The sequence below is a fragment of the Povalibacter uvarum genome (genome assembly GCF_014202975.1).
Classification (GTDB): Bacteria; Pseudomonadota; Gammaproteobacteria; order Steroidobacterales; family Steroidobacteraceae; genus Steroidobacter; species Steroidobacter uvarum.
Map to the genome: position 1 here is coordinate 113023 of NZ_JACHHZ010000005.1, position 20396 is coordinate 133418.

General features: G+C 63.1%; 20 protein-coding genes. 13 read left to right on the forward strand and 7 right to left on the reverse strand.

The window, feature by feature from the left end; all coding sequences use genetic code 11:
* Window positions 1-3 precede the first annotated feature (3 nt).
* Window positions 4-1281, reverse strand: coding sequence for a dicarboxylate/amino acid:cation symporter (locus HNQ60_RS19900; protein ID WP_184334541.1), 1278 nt, complete (start codon window positions 1279-1281; stop codon window positions 4-6).
* A 264-nt stretch (window positions 1282-1545) separates the two neighbouring features.
* On the opposite strand from HNQ60_RS19900, the gene HNQ60_RS19905 reads away from it, so the two are divergent.
* The 4 genes from HNQ60_RS19905 to HNQ60_RS19920 all read left to right on the forward strand — a co-directional run bounded on the left by HNQ60_RS19905 (window position 1546) and on the right by HNQ60_RS19920 (window position 5906).
* Window positions 1546-3054 (forward strand): phospholipase D family protein, encoded by a 1509-nt coding sequence (locus HNQ60_RS19905; RefSeq protein ID WP_184334542.1) that lies wholly within the window; start codon window positions 1546-1548, stop codon window positions 3052-3054.
* Between the two features lie 23 nt (window positions 3055-3077).
* Window positions 3078-4751, forward strand: a complete 1674-nt coding sequence (locus HNQ60_RS19910; RefSeq protein WP_184334543.1) for a L,D-transpeptidase family protein — start codon at window positions 3078-3080, stop codon at window positions 4749-4751.
* Window positions 4752-4764: 13 nt separating this feature from the next.
* Window positions 4765-5151 (forward strand): RT0821/Lpp0805 family surface protein, encoded by a 387-nt coding sequence (locus HNQ60_RS19915; protein ID WP_184334544.1) that lies wholly within the window; start codon window positions 4765-4767, stop codon window positions 5149-5151.
* Window positions 5152-5462: 311 nt separating this feature from the next.
* Entirely contained in the window at window positions 5463-5906 is a 444-nt protein-coding gene (locus HNQ60_RS19920) for a hypothetical protein (protein ID WP_184334545.1), read from the forward strand.
* 65 nt (window positions 5907-5971) lie between these two features.
* Here the strand turns inward: HNQ60_RS19920 and HNQ60_RS19925 are convergent, their stop codons facing one another.
* The 3 genes from HNQ60_RS19925 to HNQ60_RS19935 all read right to left on the reverse strand — a co-directional run bounded on the left by HNQ60_RS19925 (window position 5972) and on the right by HNQ60_RS19935 (window position 7543).
* On the reverse strand, window positions 5972-6334 hold the full coding sequence (locus HNQ60_RS19925) for a YidH family protein (RefSeq protein WP_221304324.1): 363 nt from the start codon (window positions 6332-6334) through the stop codon (window positions 5972-5974).
* Between the two features lie 15 nt (window positions 6335-6349).
* Window positions 6350-6781 carry a DUF2780 domain-containing protein gene (locus HNQ60_RS19930; protein ID WP_184334546.1) on the reverse strand — a complete coding sequence of 144 codons (432 nt, stop codon included), beginning with the start codon at window positions 6779-6781 and terminating at the stop codon, window positions 6350-6352.
* Between the two features lie 114 nt (window positions 6782-6895).
* Window positions 6896-7543 carry a MarC family protein gene (locus HNQ60_RS19935; protein ID WP_184334547.1) on the reverse strand — a complete coding sequence of 216 codons (648 nt, stop codon included), beginning with the start codon at window positions 7541-7543 and terminating at the stop codon, window positions 6896-6898.
* Window positions 7544-7667: 124 nt separating this feature from the next.
* On the opposite strand from HNQ60_RS19935, the gene HNQ60_RS19940 reads away from it, so the two are divergent.
* The 8 genes from HNQ60_RS19940 to HNQ60_RS19975 all read left to right on the forward strand — a co-directional run bounded on the left by HNQ60_RS19940 (window position 7668) and on the right by HNQ60_RS19975 (window position 16307).
* Window positions 7668-10034, forward strand: coding sequence for a tetratricopeptide repeat protein (locus HNQ60_RS19940; protein WP_184334548.1), 2367 nt, complete (start codon window positions 7668-7670; stop codon window positions 10032-10034).
* Between the two features lie 406 nt (window positions 10035-10440).
* Window positions 10441-11754 (forward strand): hypothetical protein, encoded by a 1314-nt coding sequence (locus HNQ60_RS19945; RefSeq protein WP_184334549.1) that lies wholly within the window; start codon window positions 10441-10443, stop codon window positions 11752-11754.
* A gap of 120 nt (window positions 11755-11874) precedes the next feature.
* Window positions 11875-12240, forward strand: coding sequence for a hypothetical protein (locus tag HNQ60_RS19950; protein WP_184334550.1), 366 nt, complete (start codon window positions 11875-11877; stop codon window positions 12238-12240).
* Window positions 12241-12251: 11 nt separating this feature from the next.
* On the forward strand, window positions 12252-12926 hold the full coding sequence (locus tag HNQ60_RS19955; RefSeq protein ID WP_184334551.1) for a C39 family peptidase: 675 nt from the start codon (window positions 12252-12254) through the stop codon (window positions 12924-12926).
* Entirely contained in the window at window positions 12926-13390 is a 465-nt protein-coding gene (locus tag HNQ60_RS19960; protein ID WP_184334552.1) for a DUF1997 domain-containing protein, read from the forward strand. Before HNQ60_RS19955 ends, HNQ60_RS19960 begins: the two co-directional genes overlap by 1 nt.
* A 12-nt stretch (window positions 13391-13402) precedes the next feature.
* Window positions 13403-14719 carry a hypothetical protein gene (locus tag HNQ60_RS19965; protein ID WP_221304325.1) on the forward strand — a complete coding sequence of 439 codons (1317 nt, stop codon included), beginning with the start codon at window positions 13403-13405 and terminating at the stop codon, window positions 14717-14719.
* Window positions 14720-14803: 84 nt separating this feature from the next.
* The gene (locus tag HNQ60_RS19970) at window positions 14804-15544 is read left to right on the forward strand and encodes an alpha/beta hydrolase (protein WP_184334553.1); all 741 of its coding nucleotides are present in this window, start codon (window positions 14804-14806) and stop codon (window positions 15542-15544) included.
* 166 nt (window positions 15545-15710) lie between these two features.
* Window positions 15711-16307 (forward strand): DUF502 domain-containing protein, encoded by a 597-nt coding sequence (locus HNQ60_RS19975; RefSeq protein WP_184334554.1) that lies wholly within the window; start codon window positions 15711-15713, stop codon window positions 16305-16307.
* Window position 16308: 1 nt separating this feature from the next.
* Here the strand turns inward: HNQ60_RS19975 and HNQ60_RS19980 are convergent, their stop codons facing one another.
* Window positions 16309-17367 carry a hypothetical protein gene (locus tag HNQ60_RS19980; RefSeq protein WP_184334555.1) on the reverse strand — a complete coding sequence of 353 codons (1059 nt, stop codon included), beginning with the start codon at window positions 17365-17367 and terminating at the stop codon, window positions 16309-16311.
* Window positions 17368-17525: 158 nt separating this feature from the next.
* Here HNQ60_RS19980 and HNQ60_RS28145 point away from each other — a divergent pair, with 158 nt between their 5' ends.
* Window positions 17526-18821 (forward strand): esterase/lipase family protein, encoded by a 1296-nt coding sequence (locus HNQ60_RS28145; protein ID WP_184334556.1) that lies wholly within the window; start codon window positions 17526-17528, stop codon window positions 18819-18821.
* A gap of 6 nt (window positions 18822-18827) precedes the next feature.
* Here the strand turns inward: HNQ60_RS28145 and HNQ60_RS19990 are convergent, their stop codons facing one another.
* Both HNQ60_RS19990 and cax read right to left on the reverse strand, forming a co-directional pair.
* A complete protein-coding gene (locus HNQ60_RS19990; protein WP_184334557.1) occupies window positions 18828-19256 on the reverse strand; it encodes an META domain-containing protein in 429 nt (142 codons plus the stop codon).
* 60 nt (window positions 19257-19316) lie between these two features.
* Window positions 19317-20396, reverse strand: a complete 1080-nt coding sequence (gene cax / locus HNQ60_RS19995; RefSeq protein ID WP_184334558.1) for a calcium/proton exchanger — start codon at window positions 20394-20396, stop codon at window positions 19317-19319.

The following is a 20396-nucleotide window of genomic DNA, read 5'->3' on the forward strand; positions in this document are numbered from 1 at the left end:
ACTTCAGGAATCGACGTTGGAAGCCGGTGCCGCAGTGGCCGCTTCCTGCGCCGTGGCAGAGTGGTGTCGTCCGATGATGGCGGTCACCACGACGTCGGCGGTTACGTTGCCGACAGTGCGGAAGATGTCAGGGATGACTTCGACCGCCAGCAACAGCAAGGCGAGCTCGATCGGTACGCCCATCGCGATGGCGATGGGGACGGCTGTCGTGAGAAAGGAAGCCTGACCGGGAATGCCGGCGATGCCGAAGCTCGTCAGGATCGCAACAGCAGCGCCCACGAGGAATTGTGCGGGGGTGAGATCGATCCCCGACACGTGCGCGATGAACAGCACGATCGACAGGTTCAGCGCCGGGCTCGTCAGTTTGAAGATCGACACGGCGAGCGGCAGGACGACATCGGCTACGCGTGCAGGAACGCCGAGCGATTGCGCGGTCGTCAGCATGGCGGGCAATGAAGCCAGCGAGGATTGCGTGCTGAACGCGACGGCTTGAGCCGGCGCGACGGCCTTCGCGAATTGCCGCAGGGATATGCGGCCGAAGAAAACCACGACGGGATACAGCACCAGCGTTATCAGGATCGCCAGCGAGCACATCAGCAACAGGTAGTGGCCGATCGCGCCCGCGGCTGCCACGCCTCCGCGCATGCCGACATTCAGCGACAACGCGAATACGCCGATCGCCGCGACCTTCAATACCCACTGCACGACGATCAGCAGGGCTGCCGAGGCGGCCTGAAAGAAGCCGACGAGCGCCGAGCGCTGGGTCGCAGGCAAGCGTGTGGCCGCCAGCGCGAACATCAATGTGAAGACGACGAGCGGCAGGATCGCGCCATCCGCCGCGGCCCGGAACGGATTCGTCGGGACGATGTTCGAGATCCATTCGCGCAGCGGCGCCATCTCCGGGATCTGCGAGGCCGATTGCTTCAATCCCGACAGCAGTGCCGCTGCGCTGCCCGAATCGACGGGCCAGATCGAAAGCGCGAGCGGTATCACGATCAGCGCGAGGCTGACCGACCCGGCCAGGAAAATGCCGAAGAGCGCGAGCGCGCGGCCCGCAAGCCTCCCCGACTCCGCTGTGTCCTTCGCAGCGGCCATGCCCGTGATCAGGAGCGAGATGAGCAGCGGGATCACCGTCATCTGCAGAGCCTTGACCCAGAGCTCGCCGATCAGCACGACGAAGTCGGCCCCCTCGATCAGCGCCGGATTGCCGATGGCCCCGAGTGTGGCGCCCGCGGCGAGCCCGGCAATCAGGCCAATGACGATTCGGGTGCTGGGTGACATGACGTCTCTCTATTCTTCTTATAAGGGAGGAAGAACGGGCGCCGACATGGTTGCATCCGGGTCCATGACTGTCCATCCTGCCGCGCGTGGATACAGCCGACTGGCGGCGATGAGACAGAAATCGGCGCGATCGGGCCATCAGGGCTTCGAGAGAATGCAAAGAATTTCACACGGAGATCACGGAGCGCACGGAGTTTCCGGACTATCCGGATCCGTGTTTCTCGGTCTCCGTGTTCTGCGTGAAATATTCTTATCTCTGACACAGTGATCCGCTTCCGTTCAGCAAAAAAGATACCCAGCGCGGCGCTGCCGGTTGCGAGCGATGCTCCGCTCGATCGCCTCTTCGCCGTGGAGCGGGAGACGTGGCCAGGTCATTCAGGCGTGCGGCTCGTGCCGGATGGAACGGACGCGTTCGCATTGCGCGCCTTGTCCGCGAGAGCCGCGGTTCGCAGCCTCGATCTGCAGTACTACATCTGGCACAGCGACTCGACGGGACGCTATCTCGCGCATGAAGCGCTGCTTGCTGCCGATCGCGGTGTCCGCGTGCGTCTGCTGCTCGACGATATGGATGCAAGATCGCGCGACGTCGTGCTGATGGCGCTCGATCAGCATCCGCAGATCGAGATCCGTCTGTTCAACCCGTTCGCCACGCGCTCCGGTGCGCTACGAACGCTGCGCGAGCTCTTTTCGCGTGGCTCGCGACTCAATCATCGGATGCACAACAAGGCATGGATCGCTGACGGTCGCATCGCACTGGTCGGCGGGCGCAACATCGGTGATGAGTATTTTGCCGCCAGCGAGAACGTGAACTTCGTTGATCTCGATGTGCTCCTCGCGGGTCGTGCGGTGGAGGAGGCTGAGCGCAGCTTCGACGCCTACTGGAATTGCGAGAGCGCCGTGCCGATCGCGCGATTGCGCCGTGCCGCCCGCAACAGAATGACGCTCGATGAAGTTCGCCGCCTGGCACTCGACGCAATCGCAGCGCGTGCCAATGACGACTATGTGCAGCGACTGCGTGAGTCGCAGCGGATCGAACAGATGGTGCGTGGCGAGTACGAGTTGAGCTGGAGCGGCGGCGTGACGATCATCGCGGACGATCCGCGCAAGGCGGTCAAGCGCGCAAAGGACATCGGCCCGGGCGTGTTGCAAAGTCTCACGCTTGCGTTCGAAGGCGCACGCGAGGAGTTGTTGTTGATCTCACCGTACTTCGTTCCCGGTGCCGGCGGAACACAGCAGCTGCAGCGAAAAGCAGCGGCAACGCGTGTTGCGGTACTCACCAATTCGCTTGCGGCTACCGATGTCGCAGCCGTTCACAGCGGCTACTCGCGCTACCGCAAGGCGCTGCTGCAGGGAGGGGTGAGACTCTTCGAGCTGAAACAGGCTCCGGAAGAGGAACTGGGCGAGGATGATCGTCCACCGAGGATGCGTATCGGCTCCTCGAAGGCGAGCCTGCACACGAAGGCCGCCATCATCGATCGCCAACGGACATTCGTCGGCTCCTTCAACCTCGATCCCCGCTCGGCCACGCTGAACTGCGAGATGGGTGCCTGGATCGAACACCCCGTGATCGCGGCACAGATGGTGGCGTTGTTCGAGCTCGGCGCGTTACCCCAGCGCAGCTTCGCTGTCACGCTGGACCCGGCGGGTCACCTCGTCTGGTCGGAAAGCGCGGCGGGCAGCACGATTCAATATGACCGGGATCCGCATGCAAGCTGGCGCCGGCGTCTCGTGACCTGGCTGCTTCGGCATTTGCCCATAGAGTCCCAGCTCTGAGATCGCTTACGGTTGCGCTCAGTATGAAACTCTCCCGGCGCCTCGGCTCAGGCTTTGTTCTTTTCGTGCTGTTCGCGGCGAGTGCGGCCGCGCATGTCGGCGATCCGGTCGTCATGGCGATCGAATCGCAACTGACGACACTCATGAATCCCGAAGTCACGACGGTTCGCGGGGCGCGTATCGCGCTCACCGATCGGATTCACGAGTTCTACACGCGGCGGGGATTCCAGCCGGCTTGGTCGAATCCGGATATCGCCGCGCAACTGCGCAAGGCATTCGCGGACAGCTATCACGACGGCCTCGATCCGGCTGACTATCACCTGCCGCTCCTGCAGCAGCTCGCGAATGAAGTGGCGCTGCCCGGCGCGACGCCGGAACTGCGGGCACAGAACGACATTCTGCTCACGGATGGACTGCTGCGGCTCGGCTATCACCTGTCGTTCGGCAAGGTGGATCCCGAATCCTTCGATCCGCAATGGAACTTCGGCCGGACGCTGGCCTCGATGGACGTCGTCGACCAGATCGAAGAGGCCATCGCATCGGGACACGTCCATGAACGCATCGAAGCGCTGAAACCCACGCATCCGATGTACCTCGCGCTCAAGCGCGAGCTCGTGCGCTATCGGGCGTTCGAGTCGACCGGACAATGGGCGCCCTTTCCGTCTGGACCGACGATCAAGCCTGGCATGAGCGACGAGCGAGTGCCGGAGCTGCGTCGGCGCATGATCGTGAGTGGTGACCTGCCCGCGAGTGCGACGAGCGATTCGAGCGAGTTCGACTCCGATCTCTCCGCCGCCGTCCGTCGCTATCAGGAACGCACCGGGCTCGAGCCTGATGGCGCCGTCGGGCCAGGCACGCAGAAAGAGATCAATGTGCCGATCACGGATCGCATCCGCCAGCTGCGGATCAACCTCGATCGCGGACGCGTGCTGCTGCAGGATCTGCCGCCAGAGTTCGTGGTCGCGAACATCGCGGGCTTTACGGTGTACTTCGTGCGCGGCAACGAGATCGTCTGGAACTCGAGAGCGCAGGTCGGCAAGCCCTACCGGCGCACACCGATTTTCCGCTCCGAGATCTCGTACATCGTGTGGAATCCCACCTGGACGGTTCCGCCGGGCATCATCGCGAACGATATTCTTCCGGCGGCGCGTCGTGATCCCGAAGCGATCACTCGCAAAGGTCTGAAAGTGCTCGATGCGAGCGGGCGCGAAGTGAGCCCTTCGTCCGTCGACTGGTCGCGATACAAGAGCGGCAACATTCCTTACACGCTGCGTCAGGATCCGGGCCCGTCGAATGCGCTCGGCCGCGTCAAGATCATGTTCCCGAATCCGTACCTCGTGTATCTGCACGATACGCCGTCGCAAAACCTGTTCGAGCGGGCGGAACGCGCATTCAGTTCTGGGTGCGTGCGCGTCGAGCGTGCGCTGGAACTTGCCGAGCTCCTGCTGCAAGACCCCGACCGCTGGAACAAGCAGTCGGTGGACACGGTGATCAAGGGCGGCCAGCTCCAGAACGTCACGCTGCGGAAGAAGATTCCGGTGCTGCTCGCCTACTGGACCGCCTGGGTCGATCCACAAGGGCGCATGAACTTCCGCCACGATCTCTACGGCCAGGACGCACGATGGGCAACTGCGCTTGATGCGGAGTTCAAAGTGCGGGCGAGGCCTCTATTCTCCGCAGCTTCCACGACACCTTGAGGTCGATCCGCTCATGAACACGCGTGTTCTGCTTTCCGCGCTCGCCATGTCCACAGTTCTTTTGTCGTCCGGTGCAAGCGCAGCCGGGCTCGGCTTCCTCAAGAACTCGCCGCTCTACTACTTCACACAGGCCGATATGAAGCTCATGAACGAAGCGGCGCGAGCGGTCCTCGATGCTCCCGAGCCGCACGGCCAGCGTGAATGGAAGAATCCGAAGACGGGCTACTCGGGCAAGGTGGAGTCGCTCGGCAATTTCCGCTCCGCCGACGGCGAAACCTGCCGCAAGCTCAAGCTCTGGAACCAGGCAAAGGGCATCGAGAGCGAGTCGGTCTTCCCCGTCTGCAAGACCGAAAAAGGCGACTGGCAGCTCGCCTCGGGCAAGGAATTGACCAAAGTTTAAGCAGGCCGTCGCCCTCGGGGAAACGCCTACCCGGCGCGGCTTCCCGCGTTTTCCCTTGTCCATCCGGAGCTTGCGCCGTCGATGCACTGCGTCGTCGCGCGGTCGTCCCGCGTCGCAATGCGTGCGCCGTAAGGGTGCGTTCAGGATTCCGGAGGAACCCTATAGCCGTACGCCAGTCTGGGTTAGAGCGGGTTACACTGCGACGAGACGGGATATCCGCGGCAAGGCCGCCGCACTGTCCGCGCAATTCCTCGAGTAGATGGCACGGCGGCGAGCTGGAAGAGGGCCGACCGCGCCCGAGCGACGAGTCCATGACACACACGTCCGAAGAACGCGTTCCTCAAGCCCCCGGATCAGATGACGCGCCGCAATCGGCGCAGATCATCCCGTTCGAACGCCCGCAGAACGAACTGCAGCGCGCCGTACAACGTCGCGCGCAGGAACATCTCGAAGCGCTGAGCGTGAAGCCCAAGAAATCATTCGCGCGCCAGGCGATCACGTTCGCCATCGCGCTGATTCCTGTCGGCATCATCTTCACCGGCTTCGTGGTCTCCGTGCAGGCAGTGCGGTTCATTTCATCGCTCTATCTCTCGCCGCAGGCAACAGCGAACGTCGAGCAGCCGGCTCAGCCTGTCGTCGAAGATCCGCCGCAGCAACAGCCCGGCGTCGTGATGCTCCTTCCCGACAAGACGATTCAGCCGATCAAGCCGGCCGAGAAGAAAGAAGAGCCGCCGAAGTCACCGCCGACGCCCTGAGTTCCGTCACTCCCGCGTACGCGGGAGTCCATGCCTTGAGCGAAGATGGAATGACGGATCGGCGCTCATCTCCACAACAGCCAGATCGTAGCCGCGGCTCCCAGCACCAGCACCACGAGCGAAAGCAGCATCATCGCGAGGCGACTCGGCCGATACGTACCGTCGTCGATCTGACGCGTCACCACATCGAAGCGATAGGCTGACCATAGCGCCAGCGTCACGCCGACGATCACCATGCCGAGACCGACGCGCCACCCCGCAACGACCGTTGCATCAGGTCGATGCTCCGCGACGAACTGGCTGAACTGATGCAGCGTGATCCCGAATGTGAACAGCACGATCGCCGTACGCACGTACGCGAGATGCGTTCGTTCGTTTGCCAGGTGCTCGACGACCCGGCCTCGTGGCGCGGGCGTTTCAGCCGACACGATCGCTCGCGGTTGTCACTGCAGCATCGTTGCCAGCATCTTCTGCACGCCGCTGCCGCCGGCCTTGCCGAGATAGTCGGTGACCATCGGTACGAACTTGGAAATGGTTTCCGTGTTCATCCCGAGCTTGCCGAGCGCGCCATTCAGGCCAGCGAGATTCTTCAGCGGCCCCGTGACGGCGCCCAGTTGCTTCGCCTGGTCCATGTACTTCGATGCGCCCGGCACGAATGATGCGAGCTGATCGAAGTCGCCTTTCGCCAGCTTCTCTTTCGCGAGCGTGAGATAGGAACCGAGGCCGCCGGTCGCCTGGGATTCGGTCACGCCCAGCTGGCTCGTCAGCATCCCCATCAGCGGGTTCTTCAATGCCGACGTGAGCGAACCGAGATCCTGGGCGTAGGCGGCGAAGGGCAGGGCGCCGAGGCAAAGCAGTGCAGATCGTCTGTTCATGGCAGTCTCTCCGTGCGTGCGGAACGCCGGACAGATAGCAAGGAACGACAGGGACGTCATTGGGCGTGAGGGCAGGCGTACTGCCCTTCGCCCGTATTGACGGGAATCGGAGTACTAGAGGCTTCGCAGCAGCTCCGCGGCGCCGTTCCAGAAGATCTGGATGCCGATGCAGAACAGCAGAAAGGCGGACAGCCGCACGATCACCGCGGTGCCGGTTGCGCCGATGAAGTTGGAGATGCGCTGGGAGTAGCGGTAGAGCAGGTAGATCATGGCGCACAGAACCACGCAGGCGAGCGTCATCTGCAGCATGAACAGCAGTTCACCTTCGCCGACACCGCGCGGGCGATTGGCACCGAGCGATACAGCCACGGAGATGGTGCCCGGCCCCGTCGTGAGCGGCATGGTCAGGGGATAGAACGCCATGCGGCTGATGCGGCTGTCATCCATCGGCAGTCCCGACGACTGATCCTTGGTGTTGTCCGTCGTATCATCGTCATTGAGCATGCGCCATGCGGCGAGTGCGATGACGATGCCGCCCGCCACGCGCAGGACCGGCACGGAGATGCCGAAGAACGTCAGCACGTAGGCGCCGATGTAGACTGAGAAGTTGACGATGAGAAAGCTGTAGATCGCCACCCAGCGGGCGAGTCGCGCACGCAGTGTCGGATGGAATCGTTCCGTGGCGCTCAGGAAGATGAATGCCCCGCCGAACGGATTGACGATGGAAAACAGCGCCGGAAACGCCAGTAGGAAATAGGACATGCAGCCTGCAACCGCGTAAAACCGGTCGCAAGCATAGCCTGTGCCGCGCACTGCCCCAACTACGGATCGGTTCGCAGGCGTCTACCGCGCATGATTCCGGGGCGGATCGATGGGGAGGCTCGTAGTGGTTCAAAAGAGGGGGAGGGCGGATCGCGCCATACCGGGTTCCGATCTTCCAGGAAAGTCCGATGCGAGCGCGTCACCGGCTCGCCGCAACACGCTCATCGTTGCGGTCATCGGCGCAGCAGCGATCGGAGCGCTGCTTTGGGCCTGGACACGTCAGCCGGCTCGTGTCGTGTCCCAGCAGCCGCCCGCAAGCGCGAGCGGTCCACACGCTGCCGAAGCGCAATACGTCGACGAACAGCAATGCGCAACCTGTCACGCCGATCAGGCACAGCGCTGGCACGGATCGCACCATGATCTCGCGATGCAGGAAGCGGACGCGACGACCGTCCTCGGGAACTTCAACGACACCGCGTTCACCAAGGATGGCATTCGCACCCGATTCTTCCAGCGCGATGGCCGGTACTGGATCAACACGGACGGGCCGGACGGCAAACCCACCGACTACGCGGTGAAGTACACGTTCGGTGTCGAGCCCTTGCAGCAGTACTTGCTCGAGCTCGATCGCGGACGGCTGCAGGCATTCACCGTCGCGTGGGATACGGCACGCAGGCGTTGGTTTCATCTCTATCCGGACGAACGCATCGACTATCGCGACGAGCTGCACTGGACCAAGCCGTCGCAGAACTGGAACTTCATGTGCGCGGAGTGTCACTCGACGGATCTGAAGAAGAACTACGACGCACAGACGCAGACCTACAAGACGACGTGGAAGCAGATCGACGTCGGTTGCCAGGCGTGTCATGGACCGGCATCGAGGCATCTGGAGCTGGTGCAGGAGGGCGCGAGCAAGACGCCGTCTCCCTCTGGCTCAAGCCTCGCTCCTCAAGCCTCGAGCCCTTCCGGCTTCCCCGTCGACCTCGCCGCACCTGACGCGACCAGCCAGATTGAAACCTGCGCCCGCTGTCACTCGCGTCGCGCCGTGATCTGGGACGAGTATCGTCACGCGAAGCCATTCCTCGATACACACCTGCCATCGCTGCTCGACACGGGCTTGTACTTCGCGGACGGGCAGATCGACGGTGAGGTGTATGAATACGGGTCGTTCCTCCAGTCGAAGATGCATCAGAAGGGATTGCGATGCAGTGACTGCCACGATCCGCATTCACTGCAGACTCGGGCGCCAGGGAATCAGCTCTGCACGAGCTGTCACAACACCGCCTCTCCGGCGGCGCGTGCGAGCATCGATACGTCCGGCTTGAAGCACAAGAACTACGACACGCCTGCGCATCACTTCCACGCGTCTGGTTCCCCGGGCTCGCAATGCGTCGACTGCCACGCGCCACAACGAACGTACATGGTTGTCGACCCTCGTCGCGATCACAGCTTCAGGGTGCCAAGGCCCGATCTGTCGCAAGCGCTTGGCACGCCCAATGCCTGCAGCATGTGTCATACGCAACGGTCGTCGCAGTGGGCCGCCGACGCGATCGCGAAGTGGTATGGACCCGACCGCCGCCGGGAGCCTGTGTATGGCGAGGCCCTTTGGGCAGGCAGAACTCGTCAGCAAGGCGCGGCGACGAGACTGGCGGCGCTCGCCAATGACGCACAGCAACCGGCCATAGTGCGAGCGACATCACTTGCATTACTGAGCGAGTATCCGTCGCCCTCTGCATTCGAGACCATTCATTCGCAACTGTCCGCGTCCGATCCGTTGCTGCGGCTCTCGGCGGTGAATGGACTCAGCATGATTCCACCGGAACGACTGGCGCCGCTGACGGCACCATTGCTCAGCGATCCGATACGCGCCGTGCGGCTCGATGCGGTTCGGCTCACCGCGACAGTTCCGGCGCAAGCACTTGGCGCGCCGCAGCGTGGAGCTCTGATGACCGGCATTCGAGAGTTCGAAGCGGCGCAGCGAACGAACTCGGATCAGCCGACCGCCTGGGCCAACCTGGGCAATCTCTATTCATCGCTTGGCGATGTCCCGGCAGCAGAGTCTGCGTTCCAGACCGCCATCCGGCTCGACGCCGGTTTCGTTCCGGCATACGTGAACCTGGCGGACATGAAGAGCCGGGCGGGTGACAACGCGATTGCAATCGCGTTGCTGCAGTCGGCACTCGGCGACAGTCCTGGCAGCGCGGCGTTGCAGCACGCGCTTGGCCTCGCACTCGCGAGAGAACGTCGTTACGACGAAGCACTTCGCGAGCTTGCGGCGGCGGCGAAAGGCGATCCTGGCAATGCGCGTTACTCCTTCGTTTATGGTGTCGCGCTGTACGATACTGGCAAGAAAGCGCAGGGCGTCGATGTCCTGAAGCAAGCGTTGCAACGCCATCCCGGCGATGGATCGCTGTTGAATGCGCTGGCGTCGTACGCGGAAGCGTCGGGTGACGCGAAGGCGGCGCGGAAGTATCGATCGATGCTCCAGTGATGGTTTGGACAGCCGACCATTGACCTATCAACCGTCGGTTTTCTTTACTTGAAATCGCCGGCAAATAAGCAGTTCTCCGCTGGCGGTGCTTCGCGCGATTCACGTAGATTTTTTCCCGTGCATCTGTCAGCACGTTCCTTAAGCGCCCTGTGGGTGCTCGGGGAAAAAGCAGGTGCATTCCACGACCCGGGGAATCTGCACACGTGACTCACTCGATCTCGCAGCGCATGGGCTAGTGCGGCGGTCGATATCGTCTTCCGTCGCGCCATCATGTGCTCTGCAGCGATGCGATTCTTGTCGCAGGACGCGTAGATCGCGCGCGCGGAAGCTCCCCTGAATCCTTGACTCGCGTGAACCGGGTGCGTCGATCGCACCCTCCATCGTTCGTTCTATTCAGGAGGCTTTTATGCGTAGATCCCTCATCGCTACAGCGATCGGTCTCGCCCTGTTCGGAACATCCACATGGGCCGGCGACATCGATCAGGCTAGCGCGGCAGGCGACGATACGTTGACCGCGACGTCGACCGACACGGATCAGAACAACGACAAGAGCACGGGCGACAATCGCAATAATGACGGCACCGCCGGTGCGGATGGCTACGGCAACGCATCCGCGAACAACGCGTCGACATCGACCGCGACGTTCACGAATGCCTTCAACACCAACGAGGCGGTGGCGACGACAGAGCTGTCGGGCACTGTGAGCGGTGTGGAGATCTCCGGCTTCGGCAACGTCGCGAACAACTGGGGCAACGCGAATGGCGGCGCCGGTGGTGACGGCGGCGCGGGCTATGGCGGTGAGGGCAATGGCGGCGATGGCGTGGGCGGCGAAGGCGCAGGCGGCACTGGTGGCAACGGTGGTGATGGAGGAGCGGGTGGCGCCGGCGGATCGGCGAACAATGGCAGCGCGGATGCGGGCGATGCATCGAATGGCGATGCGACGAACGGTTCCGCCACTGCGGGAAATGGTGGTGGAGGCGGTCGCGGTGGTGATGGTGGAAGCGGGGATGGCGCGAGCGGCGCAGGCGGAAATGGCGCCGGCGCAGTCGGCGACACTGGCGCAGCATCACTCAATGGCGGCAATGATGCCGGCGGCGGCGCAGGTGGCAACGCGAACGCGGACGGCAACGGTGGCAACGCACGCACTCGGGGTGAAGGCGCAGATACTGCGACGGGTGGCGGCAGTGCGAGCACCGGTGGCACGAGCACAGGTGGTGCAGGCACTAGTGGAGCGAGCACGGGCGGTGCCGGAACGGCAACGGGCGGAACGGCCACAGGCACGGGTGGCGCAAGCGGCGCCGTGACGAGTACGGCAGGCGCGGGCGGTGCAGGCGGTGCAGGTGGCGAAGGCGGTGCAGCCACGAATGGTGATGCGAGCAACGGCGACTCGTCGACATCCGCGACGAACGGCAGCGCCACCGCAGGCGATGGTGCTGTTGGTGCGACAGGCGGCAACGGCGGTGACGGCGCAGGCGGAACGGGCGGCGTCGGCAATGGTGGCGAAGGCAACGGCGGCGTCGGCAACGGCGCAACCGGTGGAACGGGCGGCAACGGCGGAACGATCACCGTCGACGCTGGCACGTTCGATCTGTCCGCGAACATGACTGGTACGGCGCAATCCGCGGCAGGCGTGCTCGTGGTCAGCAACAACAGCGGCTTCGGTTCGCTGGTGCAGCAGGCCGTGACAGTGCAGGCGAACCTGAATCTCGGTGCTCCGTAACGGGCGTCGACATTCGGAACCGTCCTGTCCGGGCGGCGGGGAGATCGTCGTCCGGACAGCCTGCAGTGTTGCGCGCATGACGGTCGCACAGGCCGTCATGCGCCGAGTGAGGAGGCGCCCATGCGTGAGGCTCACCTGTCTTCGGTATTGCTGTTCGCGCTGGCATGGCCAGCGTTGGCCACAGAGCCCGTTCAATCCGTGTCCGTGTCGGAAAACGTCGAGGCCGCCGATTCGTTCGGCGAGGCATTGTCGTCATCGACGCTCGAATCCCTGCGTGGCGGCGATCAGGACATCGTCGACAACGTGATTCACATCACTGGCGAAGTCACTGACAACAGCGCCACCAACGTCGCCACCGGTCACAACTCGATCAACGAAGGTTCGTTCGCGAACGCGAGCGGCCTCACGACGGTCGTGCAGAACACCGGCGCCAATGTGCTCATCCAGAGCGCGACCATCCTCAACATCCAGTTCGTGGATCCATGATCCGGACGACAATGATCCGAAGCGTGCTTGCGATGGGACTCTGGATCGCTGCCGCCGCGCACGGCGGCAGCCTGGACGTGCACGCGCCACAGGACGGCGCCTATACGGTCCGCGTCACGAGCCTGCGCGAAGCAAGGTTCGCCACGACGATGCGGCAGAAGTACGACTTCAGCTGCGGCTCGGCGGCGCTCGCGACCCTGCTGACATATCACTACGGCCAGCCGGTCAGCGAGCAGGAAGTCTTCGCGCAGATGTACTCCGCAGGCGATCGCCCGAAGATCAGCAAGCAGGGCTTCTCGCTGCTCGACATGAAGCGCTACCTCACTGCGCACGGCTACCAGGCGGATGGATTCGAGCAACCTGTCGAGCGGCTCTCACAGGAAGGCCTGCCGGCAATCGTGCTGTTGAGCGAGCGGGGCTATCGACATTTCGTTGTCGTGAAAGGCTTGCAGCGCGGACGTGTGCTGCTCGGCGATCCGGCGATGGGAACGCGCGCGATGTCCATCGATCGGTTCCACAGTCTGTGGGTCAACCGGATCCTTTTCGTGATCCACAACAGGCGCGACCTCGCGAAGTTCAACGTAGCCCGCGACTGGCGCATCGCGCCGTCAGCGCCCCTGGAGCTCGCGATCGATCGGGAGGATCGCTTCGATACGCTGCCGATCCGGCATCCGGGGAGCTTGTGATGAGAGCGCTCCTTGCGACTCTCCTGTGCTGGAACCTGGCGCTCGCCGATCCGCTCGCCTGGCAGCCGCTGGAAACGGAGCAGCTCGATGAACTGCGCGGCGGCTTCGATACCGGCGAACTGCACGCGTCGTTCGGCATCGAGCGTGCGACGTATGTGAACGGCGAGCTGGTTGCCAGGATCAGCGTCGAGATCCCCGACATCGCCGCGATGACGCCGGAACAGGCGTCGGCGCTCGACCAGGCGATGAACAGCATCGTCCTGATCCAGAACGGGCCGAACAACAGCTTCGATACCAGCGACGTCGCGGCCGGAACCACTGTCATTCAGAACACGCTCAACGATCAGCACATCGTCACGCTCACGACGATGTCGGCGGACGCGAACACGCTGGCGCACTTCCAGGGACTCAACGTCAACGAATCGCTGCAGCAGGCGCTCAACCGGGGTGTCGGCGGGCGATAGATCGGAGGAGTTGTGAAGGACATCCATCCGCGGCTGCAACGACGCAGCTCGATGATTGCCGTCGCCGTGCTGGCGGCCGTGTCCCTGCCGGCGCTCGCTGCTCCTCCGGATCGGTTGGAGGAATTGCGACGCCAGCTGGCTGAACAGAGCGCAAGGCTGGATCAGCTTCGCGATCAGTTGAGCGAGCAGGAAGCCACGATCGCGTCGCTACGCGATGCCCTGGACGAGGAAGTGCTCGACCAGCAACGCGGTGGAACTGCGACGGGAACGGATCAGTTCGTCGCCGCCGCCGAGCCGCAGATCAAAGCACAGTCGGTCGATGACATCACGTCGCCGCCAAAACCCGTCGGCGAGGCGCCGAAGCCGCAAACGCGTGCGCCCGAGGTCGCGCAGATCTTCGCGGAGCCGACGGTTCTCACCCAGAGCGGCAAGTTCGTCCTCGAGCCTTCGGTGCAGACTTCGTACTGGGCCAGCGATCGCGTATCGCTCATCGGCTACAGCGTCATCCCGGCGATCCTGATCGGCCTCGTCGATGTGCGCCGCGTGAAGACCACCAACGCCGTCGGAGCGCTGACTGCGCGCTATGGATTCGGCAATCGCTTCGAGTTCGAGGTTCGCGCGCCGTACGTGTACACGTCCGTGGATACAGTGAGTCGCGAGATCCTGACCGGCAGTGCGTTCGACAATGTGTTCAATGCCGAAGGTCACGGTCTCGGTGATGTCGATGCGACGATGCGCTTCCAGCTCAATCGCGGTGACTACAGCAAGCCGTTCTGGATCGGGTGGCTGCGCTATCGCTGGCATACCGGCACGGATCCGTTCGAAGTCGTCACCGATTGCGTCACCCGATGCATCGGGAACACGACGGGTACCGGATTGCCGCTGGAACTGCCGACGGGTTCGGGCTTCAATGCCGCGCAGGCGGGAGTCACCTGGCTCTACGCGTCCGATCCGGCCGTGTTCTTCGGTGGGTTCAGCTATCTCCACAACTTCCCTCGCGACAATCTCACGCGAACATTGCTGGTCGGCGAGGAGGAGCCGCTCGGAGAAATCGCGCCTGGCGATATCTTCGGATTCAACGTAGGCATGGGTCTGGCGCTGAACGAGAAGGCGTCGTTCAGCATCGGCTACGACCAGAGCCTCATCGACAAGACACAGCAGAACGGCGTCGATGTGCCCGGTGCTGTGCGAACGACACTGGGCACGCTTTCCCTCGGCGTCTCGTATCGCTACAACCCGACCTCGACGCTGAATCTTTCGCTCGGCGTCGGCGTGACACGGGATACGCCCGACGTAGCCTTCACCATCCGGACGCCGCTGACGTTCTGAGAATCAACGCGGCGCTGTCGCTGTCCGTGACATTGGGCCATGATGCTGCCGCGTCCGATCCGGACGCGCTGTCCGGTGCTAGCGATGTTCGTGGATGATGAATCGGTGCTGTCGCGCGTCGTTCCTGGCCCCGATCGTGTCGTGTCGTACGGGGCGTCGCCTGATCAGATCGCCGACGTTCGCTTTGGAAGCGAAGGTGCCGGGCATCGCCCGCTCGTCGTAGTCATTCACGGCGGCTTCTGGCGTCCTGCGTACGACCGCGTTCACACCGGACCGATGGCGATCGCAATAGCCGCAGCGGGCTGGACTGTGGCCAGTCTCGAGTATCGGCGTCATCCGGGTGATCCGGATGCGATGCTGGCGGATATCGCCGCCTCAGTTGCGAAGTTGCCCGCACTCATATCGCGTCACAACGGCTCAGTCCTTCTCGTAGGGCACTCAGCAGGCGGACATCTTGCGTTGTGGGCTGCGGCGCGTCTCGATGATGCGGGCTTGCGCGGAAGCGTCGCGCTTGCTCCGGTTGCCGATCTGCAGCGGGCCGATGCACTCCATCTCAGCAACGACGCAGTGCGTGCGTTTCTTGGGGCCGACCCCGTGATGCGAGTTGATGTGGATCCCGCGAGGATGAGCGCGCCGCGGGTCCCAGTCACGATCATTCAGGGACTCCAGGACGACACTGTTCCGGTGAGCGTGACCGAAGCGTACGCAGAGCGTCATCCGAAAGTGCGCGTGGTTCGACTCGAGCAGTGCGGGCACTACGCGCTCATCGATCCGCTGTCGGTGCATTGGGGCAGGGTGGTGGAAGAGATCAGGAGGATCGGCTGAATCGCCGTCACTCCCGCGAAAGCGGGAGTCCATCCGGATCACCAGGATGGATCCCGCCTGCGCGGGGATGACCGGCCTGTCGGCCGCTCACTTGCCCTCCATGCGTACGTTCATCTCCGCACACGTGCGGTAGATTGCTCCGCAGCATTCGCGGAGTCGCGCAATCATGAACAAGCTTCTCGGTTTCGTTCGTACCACTCTCATCGGCGGCGTGCTGTATCTCGTGCCGATCGTCCTGCTGATGCTCATTCTGGGCAAGGCCTTCGGCGTGGCGCATCGAATCGTTCCCGCGTTCTCGGGCGTGATCGACAAGCTGCAACTGGGCCATCTGCTGACGCCTCAGGTCTTCGCGGTCCTGCTGGTCGTCGTCTTCTGTTTCGCCGCCGGCCTGTTCTCTCGCACGGTGCTGGCGCGGGAGATCGGTGCCTTTCTGGATGCGAAGGTGCTGATCAACGTTCCCGGTTATGGTTTCTTTCGCAGCATGGGAGGCGGCAGCGGCGGCATCGAATCCTTTGCGCAGCAGCCGGTCATCGTGTCCATCGAGGACGAAGCCTGGCAGATCGCATTCGTCGTCGAGAAGCTGGGTGATTCGAGGATTGCGGTGTTCGTTCCCGGCGTACCGGAAGTGCGGTCGGGCTCGCTCTACTTCCTTGCGCCGGATCGCGTCAGACCGCTGAACATATCATCGGCCGCGGCATTCCAGGTCCTGCGCCGGATGGGCGTTGGTTCGGACGAACTGCTGCGAACAGCATTGAAGGGATGAATCATCCCGTAGGAATCGTCAGCAGCGGCAGTGCACGGTCGGAGTCGGTGTCCGACAGCGTGAACAACAGCATGACCAGCGCAAAGGCGCGCTTCGATCGCAGATCGCGGTCGTCGACCCAGAACCAGAGGTTGCGATACTGAACGGCAATGTAGGAATCCGCGGGCTCTTCAGTTCCTGAATGAATACGGAAGCTGCCCTCGCGCACGGGTTCTTCGAGCGATGCACCTGGAAGAGCGCGCCCCTCGCGCACGTGTTCCGCCGGCACTTCGACGTGCTGGGCCATCGATGACATCACGTGCATGAGCGCACGCGTGTGCACGGCTACCTCACGATCGTTGGAGGCGAGGCCGCCGAACGTCAACGTGAACTCGCTCGCTTCCTGCGACAGGCCCAACAACGTCCGAAGTTCGCGAATATCCGCCAGTGTCTCCGCCGCGGTATCAGGTGCGCGGAAGACGATGATCGTCGATGTCTGGCCGCCCGGACCGCGGCGAAGCTGCAGTCCCACCGAGCCGGTCACCTGAATTTTCCGCATCAGTTGCGTTACGCGAACGAACCTTGGGTCGGGTTCTTCGCGTCCGCCTGGTGTGGTCTCGGAGTTGCGCAATCCGTTGATGGCTGCAAGGCCGTGCGAGAGCATCACGTCCGCGGGCCAGCCCGATTGAATCGCGAAGAACATCGCATCGGGGGGAATGGGCATGATCAGTCCACTGATGAACTTGTTGCCCGTCATCGGCAGGTACGTGATCGTCGGGCGATCGGTGAAGCGCCCGGAACCGCCCAGCGTTGCGCTGTTGCCCTGCACGGCCCTGCTGCTGGAAACCTGGCCGCCGACCGTCATCGCGGTTTCGAGCGTGTAGCCGCTCACGATCTGGCCGACATCGACGAAGACAGGAGGATCGAGATAGCGAAGCTTCACGATGTTCAGCAGATTCTGTCGCTTCCACGACTCGGTGATCGCTTCGCTGTAGTCGAGGCGATCGCGCGGGACGGTCGTGGGGCCGATGGAGGCGCAGCCAGCCAGAAGAAGCAGGGCAACGGGCGCAATTTGTTTCATGGCGACATCGCAAGGCGGTGACGGGCATTGTGCGTGCCCGGCGTGTGCATGGGATAAGGACAAAGGGCAGATCCGGGCCGCGCTGCCCTTACTACGCATCCCGTCATGTCGCAGTGCACGGAATACTCGGCACCGTCGCCATCACGATGACAACGAACGTGAAACTACAAGCCATCCGCGGGCGGTCGTCAGTCTTCCTCGTATTCTTTCTGCTGCTCGCGGGTCCCCTGTCGGGTTGCATGTTCAGGACGTTGAAGGAGCAGCAGGCCCAACTCGACCAGCTCTGCCTGATTTCAGGAACCATCGCCGGTAGCACTGCACAGGACGATCCGCGCGTGGTGGTGCTCGTCGGCATGATCGGTAACTCGCCGAGGCTGATCGATCACTTCGTTTCGGAGGGGGATGGCACCTGGCTCATGGCGGCGCAGCCGGGGCTGTATCAGTTGGCTGCCTTCGAGGATCGCAGCCGCGATCTCATTTACCAGCCCGGAGAGCCGCTCCTGAATCGTGAGGCCACACAACAGGTGCAATGCGCGGCTGGCGGCAGAGTCGCCGACATCGCATTGCGGATTCCCTCGGCGGGGAGCCAGGCGTACGGGCACGACGTGGACATCACGCAGCTCGTGGCCAGGTCGAACGACCAGCAGTTCGAAGTCAGTATCGCTTCCGTCACCGCTGCCGGCGCCATGGCGACGCTCGATGACGACCGATTCTCCGACGAGCGGGTGAAATCCGGCATGTGGGCGCCGTTCGATTTCCTCGTCAACGCGGGCCCGGGCATTTACTTTCTGGAGCCGTACGATGCGAAACGCATCCCGGTGCTGTTCGTCCATGGCATCAGCGGATCGCCCCGAAATTTCCGCTATCTCATCGAGCATCTGGACCGCACACGATTTCAGCCGTGGGTCTATTACTACCCGTCGGGTGCGCGACTGCCGAGGGTTGCTGACCACCTGACACAAACGCTGCTGCAGCTCGAAGTGCGCTACCGAGTGCCGAAAGTGCTCGTCGTGGCGCACAGCATGGGTGGCCTGGTATCGAGGGGCTTCTTGCTACGACATCAAAAGAGCAGCGCTGCTGCGAGTCCATTGTTCATCACGCTGTCGACGCCCTGGGGCGGTCATAGCGCCGCGCAGAAGGGCGTCGACTACGCACCCACGGTGGTTCGTTCCTGGTACGACATGGCGCCATCCAGCGACTATCTGCGCACACTGTTCGACGATGGCACGCCCGTGCAGGTGCAAGGGACCGAGCATCATCTGCTCTTCTCGTTCAAGAAGGACGGTAGCTCCAGCGAGTCGGACGATGGCGTCGTGACAGTGGCCAGCCAGCTGCGCCCGGAAGCTCAGTCGCAGGCCCACTCGCTTTACGGCTTCAATGACACGCACACGGGCATTCTGGAGGATCCGGCGGTCTCGGCCCTCCTCAACAAGTTGCTCGCCGAAGCGCGCTGAACGGCGCTATTTCTTTGCTTCGAAAGTCGCAACCGACTGACCGGCGGCGTCCAGCAGTTGCAGCGTCTCTCCGTCGACGCGCCAGTTCGTCACTTTCTTGAACGCGGCGTGCAGTGCCTGTTCCTGGTCCATGCCGTGCGGGCAGGCCATCATCGTGCTCGCCATCTGGCCCAGCGTAAGCTTGCTGCCGTCCAGCGTGTAACTGCCGCCAAGACGATTGCAGCCACCGGAGCCGACGACACGCTTCTCCGCGGCCAGGAACTGCAGATAGGGGGCTTTCTCGGGGCTCGTCGCAGTGGCGGGTTGCCCGCCCAGCCGGGTGAGCTTCCACTGCGGGCCTTCCAGCGGTTCATTGGTCACCGCGGCGGGCGAGGACGCGCAACCGATCATCCCGAACATGAGCGCAGTGACGAACGATGCCGGCAATGTCTTCATCGCAATCTCCTTCTGTCGCGAGCAGCGGAGCTTACGCCTGCCCGGCGCGACGGCGAAGGGTTAGATCACCGGCATGAAATAGAACATCATCGCGATGATCAGATAGACGGTGATGAGTTGCGCCCCCTTGAACCAGTTCGTCTGACCGTCGCCGCAAACGACTGTGCCGATCAGTACGCCGAGGAAGAGCGATCCCACTTCCGCGCGCGAGAAGGATAGTTCGAGCGGTTCGGGAGCAATGAAGTAGCTCGCGAATACGAGCAGCGGCGCGACGAACAATGCGATCTGGATCGAGCTGCCGAGCGCAATGCCGACGGAGAGATCGACCTTGTTCTTCGCGCCCATCGCGATCGCGGAACCGCTCTCGGCAGCGCCGCCGACGACGGCGAGGAACACGATACCGATGAAGATCTGCGACATGCCGAGTGCCTGACCCGTGCCCTCGGCGGCGCCCACCAGAACTTCGCTCATCCATGCGGCCAGGACAGACGCACCCACCAGGCTGCCAATTGCACGCGGCATGCTCCACGTCGCCTCGCCGTGATGATGTGCTTCGCCCGTGGCGCCATCCGCGCTCGCAAATGCGGCTGGATGGGTCTTGAGCGAGAAGAAAAGATACATCACGTACGCGAAGAGCAGGACGCCGGCGATACCGAGGTTGAGCATCTGTTCCTGACGCATCGTCCCTTCCGGCGCGAAATAGCGACTGAACGCGCTGGGAACCGCGAGGCTCATCGCTGCCAGCAGCATCATCGTGCTGTATGTCCGCGAAGCCCGGGCGTTGTAGACCTGATCGCGGAACTTCACACCGCCGATCAGGAAGGAGACGCCGAGTGCGAGCAGGAGATTTGCGAGGATCGCGCCGATGATCGAGGCGCGGACCATGTCGACGTACCCTGCCTTCAGCGCGACGAGCGCGATGATGAGCTCCGGCGCGTTGCCGAACGTCGCGTTGAGCAGTCCGCCCACTGCGTCGCCGGTGCGCGCTGCGACTTGTTCCGTCGAGCGCACGATCAGCGCTGCGATGGGCAGGATCGCGATTGCGGCGGAGAAGAATACTGTCGGGTCGGGCGAGCCTGAGTGTTCCAGGATGAGCGTGATCGGGATGAAAACGAGCAGCCAGTTGATGGAGAACTTCAT

Excerpts from the sequence above, each read along its gene's own strand:
- HNQ60_RS19900 (WP_184334541.1), bottom strand. The coding sequence starts at position 1,281 with ATGTCACCCAGCACCCGAATCGTCATTGGCCTGATTGCCGGGCTCGCC.
- HNQ60_RS19910 (WP_184334543.1), top strand. The coding sequence starts at position 3,078 with ATGAAACTCTCCCGGCGCCTCGGCTCAGGCTTTGTTCTTTTCGTGCTG.
- HNQ60_RS19915 (WP_184334544.1), top strand. The coding sequence starts at position 4,765 with ATGAACACGCGTGTTCTGCTTTCCGCGCTCGCCATGTCCACAGTTCTT.
- HNQ60_RS19920 (WP_184334545.1), top strand. The coding sequence starts at position 5,463 with ATGACACACACGTCCGAAGAACGCGTTCCTCAAGCCCCCGGATCAGAT.
- HNQ60_RS19930 (WP_184334546.1), bottom strand. The coding sequence starts at position 6,781 with ATGAACAGACGATCTGCACTGCTTTGCCTCGGCGCCCTGCCCTTCGCC.
- HNQ60_RS19935 (WP_184334547.1), bottom strand. The coding sequence starts at position 7,543 with ATGTCCTATTTCCTACTGGCGTTTCCGGCGCTGTTTTCCATCGTCAAT.
- HNQ60_RS19945 (WP_184334549.1), top strand. The coding sequence starts at position 10,441 with ATGCGTAGATCCCTCATCGCTACAGCGATCGGTCTCGCCCTGTTCGGA.
- HNQ60_RS19950 (WP_184334550.1), top strand. The coding sequence starts at position 11,875 with ATGCGTGAGGCTCACCTGTCTTCGGTATTGCTGTTCGCGCTGGCATGG.
- HNQ60_RS19955 (WP_184334551.1), top strand. The coding sequence starts at position 12,252 with ATGATCCGAAGCGTGCTTGCGATGGGACTCTGGATCGCTGCCGCCGCG.
- HNQ60_RS19960 (WP_184334552.1), top strand. The coding sequence starts at position 12,926 with ATGAGAGCGCTCCTTGCGACTCTCCTGTGCTGGAACCTGGCGCTCGCC.
- HNQ60_RS19970 (WP_184334553.1), top strand. The coding sequence starts at position 14,804 with ATGTTCGTGGATGATGAATCGGTGCTGTCGCGCGTCGTTCCTGGCCCC.
- HNQ60_RS19975 (WP_184334554.1), top strand. The coding sequence starts at position 15,711 with ATGAACAAGCTTCTCGGTTTCGTTCGTACCACTCTCATCGGCGGCGTG.
- HNQ60_RS19980 (WP_184334555.1), bottom strand. The coding sequence starts at position 17,367 with ATGAAACAAATTGCGCCCGTTGCCCTGCTTCTTCTGGCTGGCTGCGCC.
- HNQ60_RS19990 (WP_184334557.1), bottom strand. The coding sequence starts at position 19,256 with ATGAAGACATTGCCGGCATCGTTCGTCACTGCGCTCATGTTCGGGATG.
- cax (WP_184334558.1), bottom strand. The coding sequence starts at position 20,396 with ATGAAGTTCTCCATCAACTGGCTGCTCGTTTTCATCCCGATCACGCTC.